Annotated in this window: 4 protein-coding genes and 1 pseudogene; 2 read left to right on the forward strand and 3 right to left on the reverse strand. The window is 61.6% G+C overall.

Translation table 11 applies throughout. From position 1 onward, the window contains the following. Positions 1-356: 356 nt before the first annotated feature. Both EN984_RS21900 and EN984_RS21910 read right to left on the reverse strand, forming a co-directional pair. Entirely contained in the window at positions 357-878 is a 522-nt protein-coding gene (locus EN984_RS21900; protein WP_127271838.1) for an AraC family transcriptional regulator, read from the reverse strand. A gap of 655 nt (positions 879-1,533) precedes the next feature. After that, positions 1,534-1,737 carry a hypothetical protein gene (locus EN984_RS21910; RefSeq protein WP_164749109.1) on the reverse strand — a complete coding sequence of 68 codons (204 nt, stop codon included), beginning with the start codon at positions 1,735-1,737 and terminating at the stop codon, positions 1,534-1,536. 304 nt (positions 1,738-2,041) lie between these two features. On the opposite strand from EN984_RS21910, the gene EN984_RS21915 reads away from it, so the two are divergent. Next, positions 2,042-3,505, forward strand: a complete 1,464-nt coding sequence (locus EN984_RS21915; RefSeq protein WP_127271959.1) for a phosphatidylserine/phosphatidylglycerophosphate/cardiolipin synthase family protein — start codon at positions 2,042-2,044, stop codon at positions 3,503-3,505. Positions 3,506-3,615: 110 nt separating this feature from the next. Then, entirely contained in the window at positions 3,616-4,464 is an 849-nt protein-coding gene (locus EN984_RS21920; protein WP_127271470.1) for an endonuclease/exonuclease/phosphatase family protein, read from the forward strand. A gap of 26 nt (positions 4,465-4,490) precedes the next feature. Here the strand turns inward: EN984_RS21920 and EN984_RS21925 are convergent. Beyond that, a pseudogene (locus EN984_RS21925) lies at positions 4,491-5,234 on the reverse strand (glutamine synthetase); the annotation flags it as partial.

Genomic DNA, 5,234 nt, shown 5'->3' on the forward strand with positions numbered 1-5,234 from the left:
GCCCCATGCCGAGCGCACGATGCGCCATCCGTAGCACAGCCATCAGGCGGCGGCGAACCGAGCGGGAACTGACATCGGCCCCCGCGATCCAGTGCCCGGCGAAATGCGCCGCGCGACGCTGAACAAGAAGCGAGCCGTTCGAAATCTGGTTGTCGGTCATGGTTCCCTCTCCGCTGGCCGGCACGAAATGTCTGACAATTCCGTTCCACCGCAGGAAGACATGATTCCTGCCCGCGGTATTTCACGAAATTGCTGCCTTGTGAGAAAAGATCGGAGCAAACCTGCAGAGGTTAACGGCTTGTTACCTTAGCCAATGCTTTAAAACCAAGAAATAAAGCAACGACCTAAGCGCCACCTCATCTAACCTTGGCGTTAAGCTTGCCCACCCGCAGCTGCAGCGGCGTCACCTGGCGGTATTTCTTCATCACGGTGGTAAAATGGCTCTGGCTTGAAAATCCGCAGGAATGCGCGATGTCGGCGATCGTCATGCGGCTGTCGGCAAGCAGTCTTTCAGCCAAATCCAGCCGCAGCTCGAGGACATACTGGTGCGGCGGCACCCCGAACGTCCTCGAGAAAGCCCGCATGAAGTGGTACGGCGAAAGCTCGCAAACAGCGGCCATTTCGGCAAGCGCCAGCTTGCGGGTAAAGTTCTTGTCCAGAAATTCCTGCACGCGGCGTGTGCTGCGGACCGAAAGCCCGCCTTTCGCGTTGAGCGTCGGCCGTCGCAGATTGGTTCCGGAAGCCGGTCCGGGGAAACCATCATCACCCGGCATTTTTCGGCCTCCTGACACGTCCCAGATGAGGTTCAACCGGAGGCCTTCCTCCTCGTTCCCCCGAAAAACAATTCGTGATTGATCGAAGCCGGCCGGCATCGCCATTCATCGGATCGTTCCGGCCGGACGGCGAACGATGAATGTCTGCGAGACGGGATCGCGGACGGAGGGTATGACACTCCCCCGCGCGGTGGCCCTCCTGGGCCCGGCGCTTTCAGGAATTATGTCCAGGACAAATCGAGCTGTCCGTTCTCGATTGACGCCCCGGGAAACGCCGCTTTCCCGAGCATCGTCCGTATTTTTCATTGCCTGGCCTCAGCCGCTTGTCCGCCGCCTGAAATCCCCCTTAGCCCGACCCGGATCCAACGTAACGCACATGGCGCGGAGTGTGAATAACATCCGTACGCAAAGAAAAAATTTTGTTCGGGATAAGAAGACGGACCAGTCAACAAGGCAAGGACTGGACCATTTCGGAACCTTCGCCGGCGCATAGGCTGACGGAGCATCAAACGAAAAACCCGCCTGTTCGGCGGGTCACTGGCGCAAATCAGCACCATGCACAAATTTATACCTTAGCTGAGGTCACCGAGTCAAGAAAAAATTCCTATCGTGAAAGCTGCCAGCGCAAAAGTGCCAACACCGAGCCCGCTGCCGCGAGGCCTCTGGTTGGCCTGAGTTCGGAGCCCTGCTTCAGGTCTGGGTAATTCGACCAATTCAGCAGCCCTTCAAGGCAATGTAGAGCTACCCGATCGGCTGCCGGTCATTGCAGATCGTCGCGACGATTCTCGTACAAATCCCATGTAAGTTCCACAAACCCCAGAAGAACGTCCTCCTCGCTCCACCCGGCAGCGACCGCTGCCTGAACGATCTCACGGACGAGAGGCAGCAATTGGCGTTGGCATTCTGCCGACGTGTCGGCAACTGCGTCATCGCCGGGAGGTCCATCGAAGTTGAATTTCATCATTCAGCGCCCCCCTCGCCATCAATCAAAGTGTTTATATAACTAAATTCATTCCTCCTGATATACAATAGAGGTGGTACCAAAGCATAAGAGGCTTCGGTGGGCCTGGGAAGAACAGGACGATGCCAGGCTTTATGCTTCCCCTGGGTCAGGTTTGTCCTTCTGACAGGATCTATCGGGGTGCTTCAACCCATCGATCTCTGCGGCCGGTCGAACTCTTCAGCCAGGGCCGCATGCCACCATCCACCGAATGCACGGCACGAGCGGCTGCATTGCCTTCTGCAACCGCTCGCTGGATAGTCTCGGCATGTTGGCGACCCTGGCGACTCACTGGCCGCAAATTCTGGCGATCATCTCCGTGGTGATGGCGACGGTCGGCATCGTCCATGCCGTCATGACCAAGGAAGATGTCCGCGCCGCCACCGGCTGGGTCGGCGTGATGGTGCTGTCCCCGATCCTCGGCGTGCTGATCTATGCCGTCGCCGGCATCAACCGCATTCGCCGCGCCACGATCACCGCCCAGCGCCCGTTTGCCGATGGCGCGATGTCCGCCAAGCACGAGCGCGACGTCGCTGTCGAAGAGGCCCTGATCGTCGAGCGCTACGGGCAACGATTCACGGGCTTGCGGACATTGGGCGACAGGGTGGCGCGGCGCGCGCTCAATCCTGGAAATGCAATCGATGTGCTGGAGACCGGCGACGAGGCCTATGCCGCCATGTGCGCGGCCATCGATGGTGCCGAGCGCAGCGTCCTGCTCGAGACCTATATTTTCGACAATGACGCCGTCGGCCTGCTCTTCGTCCAGGCGCTTGCCGGCGCCGTCCACCGCGGCGTCACCGTCCGCGTGCTGATCGATGCCGTCGGCGCCCGCTACTCGGTGCCGAGCATCCTGGGGCATTTGCGCGAGGCCAACATCCCCGCCGATGTCTTCAACGGCAACATCGTCATGGGCCTGCGCCTGCCCTACGCCAATCTGAGGACCCACCGGAAGATCCTGGTGGTCGACGGCATCGCCGCCTTCACCGGGGGCATGAACATCCGAAAAGGCTTCTCCGCCGAATTCGCCGGCTCCAACAGCGCCAGGGACACGCATTTCCGGGTGACCGGTCCGATCGTCGCCGACCTCTTTTCGGTCGCCGCCGAGGACTGGCGCTTCGCCACCAACGAGGCGCTGAAAGGCGACGCCTGGCGCATCGCCCCGCTGGCGCCGTCGCCAGGCGCACCGATGATGGTGCGGGCGGTCGCTTCCGGCCCGGATGCCAGCAACGAGACCAACCACAAGCTGCTGATCGGTGCATTCTCGGTCGCCCGCAAGTCTATACGCGTGATGTCGCCCTATTTCCTGCCGGATCGGGAACTGATCAGCGCGCTGATCACCGCCGGCAGGCGCGGGGTCGAAATCGACATCGTGGTGCCGGCGGTGAACAATCTTTTCCTCGTCGACCGCGCGATGATGGCGCAGTTCGATCAGGTGCTCAAACACTATTGCCGTGTCTGGCGCACCGAGGGACCGTTCGACCATTCGAAGCTGCTTTCGATCGACGGCGTGTGGGCCTATGTCGGCTCTTCCAATCTAGACGCCCGATCGCTGCGGCTGAATTTCGAGATCGACCTGGAGGTGCTCGATGCCGGCTTTGCCAGCGAGATCGAGGCGCGGATCGGGTCGGCGATCGCCTCCGCCGTGCCGGTGACGCTGGAAGCTTTGCGAGCCCGGCCGTTTCTTATCAGGCTGTTCGACCGGGTATTGTGGCTCGGTTCACCCTATCTCTAAGGCGGAGGTGCGCTTGAGGAACTCGTCCGTCATGGAACATACGCGGAAATTGCCTATTTTCACTGTATCCGGCTTCTGAATTGATGCCAGCGAGGACGAGCAGCACAGAGATGCACAGAATTGGACGCAGCCTCCCGGCAAGCATGCTTCTGTCCCTTCGTGACCGCCGGATGCAGAAAGCGAATGCCGCCGCACTCAAGACGACAGCCACCACCGGCACGCTGGTTGCCTCCTACAATGTCCACAAATGCATCGGCGTCGACAGGAAATTCGACCCGGAACGGACCATCCGCGTCATCCGCGAAATCGATCCGGATCTCATCGCGCTGCAGGAAGCCGACAATCGCTTCGGCGACCGTAATGGGCTTCTCGACCTGCCCCGGCTCGAACGGGAAACCGGCCTGGTTCCGGTGCCGATTTCGGCCACAGGCAAGGGCCATGGCTGGCATGGCAACGTCTTGCTGTTCAAGAAGGGCGTCGTTCGCGACGTGCACCAGATCAAGCTTCCGGGACTGGAGCCGCGCGGCGCGGTGGTGGCGGAGATCGACCTCGATGGAAGCCAGACGCTGCGCATCATCGCCGCCCATCTCGGCCTGCTGCGCCGCTCGCGCTCCCAGCAGGCGCGCGTCGTGCTCGACCTGATGAACAGCCCGGACGAAAGACCGACCTTGCTGCTCGGCGACCTCAACGAATGGCGGCTTGGCAACCGCTCCGCTCTCAACACGCTGCATGCAACGTTCGGCCCGCAGCCGCCGGCGGTCCCCACCTTCCCGTCGAACCTGCCGCTGCTGGCGCTCGACCGGATCATGGCCAACAGGCACGGCATGATTGCCGCCATTAACGCGCATGACACGCCGCTTTCGCGCGTTGCCTCCGACCACCTGCCGCTGACGGCCTTCGTACGCCTGGAGCGTATCTCCGATAACGCCTTGATTTCTCCGGTGTCGCAAAGCGTGTAGATTTACGCTGGAACGCCCTGGCATGATCAGCTGACGAAATAGCGCTGCCACTCGAAGTCGGTGATGTGCGACGCCTGCCAGGCGTCGAATGCCGCCTGCTCGGCTCGCCGGCTCTCGGCATAATTGTCGCGAAAGGCCTCACCAAACGCATCCGCGCAGAAATCCGATGCGGCGAAGGCCTCGATCGAAGAATTGAGCGTACGCGGCAGTTTCGGCTTGTCGAGATTGGCCAGGTTCGACGTCACCGGCGCTTCGAGCGGCAGATCTTTCTCGATGCCCTCGCAGCCAGCCGCCAGGATCGCGGCGATCGACAGATAGGGATTGATGTCGGCGCCCGGCGCGCGATGCTCCAGCCGGCAGGCGCCGTCATTCGGCGTGGTGATGGCGCGGACGGGTGCTGTGCGGTTCTCGAAACCCCACGCGACGTCCTCCGGCGACCAGGCGCCACGATCGAAGCGGCGGTAGGAATTGACCGTCGGCCGAAACAACAGATGTGTTTCCTGCATCCGGTGGAGCACGCCGGCAAGGAACTTTTCCGCAACCGGCGTCAGCCGGTTCGGGCCGGCGGCGAAGGCCGGCTTGCCGTCGCGCCACAGGCTGACATGGTGATGCGCGCCGCAGGCGCTTTCCTTGCCCGGCGGCTGGAAGCGCGTCATGAAGGTGGCGACCAGGCCACGCTCGGCGCACAGCTCGCGCAGATGCAGCTTGGCACGCATGGCGTCGTCGGCTGCCTGCAGTGCCGATTTCGGTGTCAGCGCATATTCATACAT

Origin of the sequence: Mesorhizobium sp. M7A.F.Ca.CA.004.12.1.1 (assembly GCF_003997835.1) — a bacterium.
GTDB lineage: Bacteria > Pseudomonadota > Alphaproteobacteria > Rhizobiales > Rhizobiaceae > Mesorhizobium.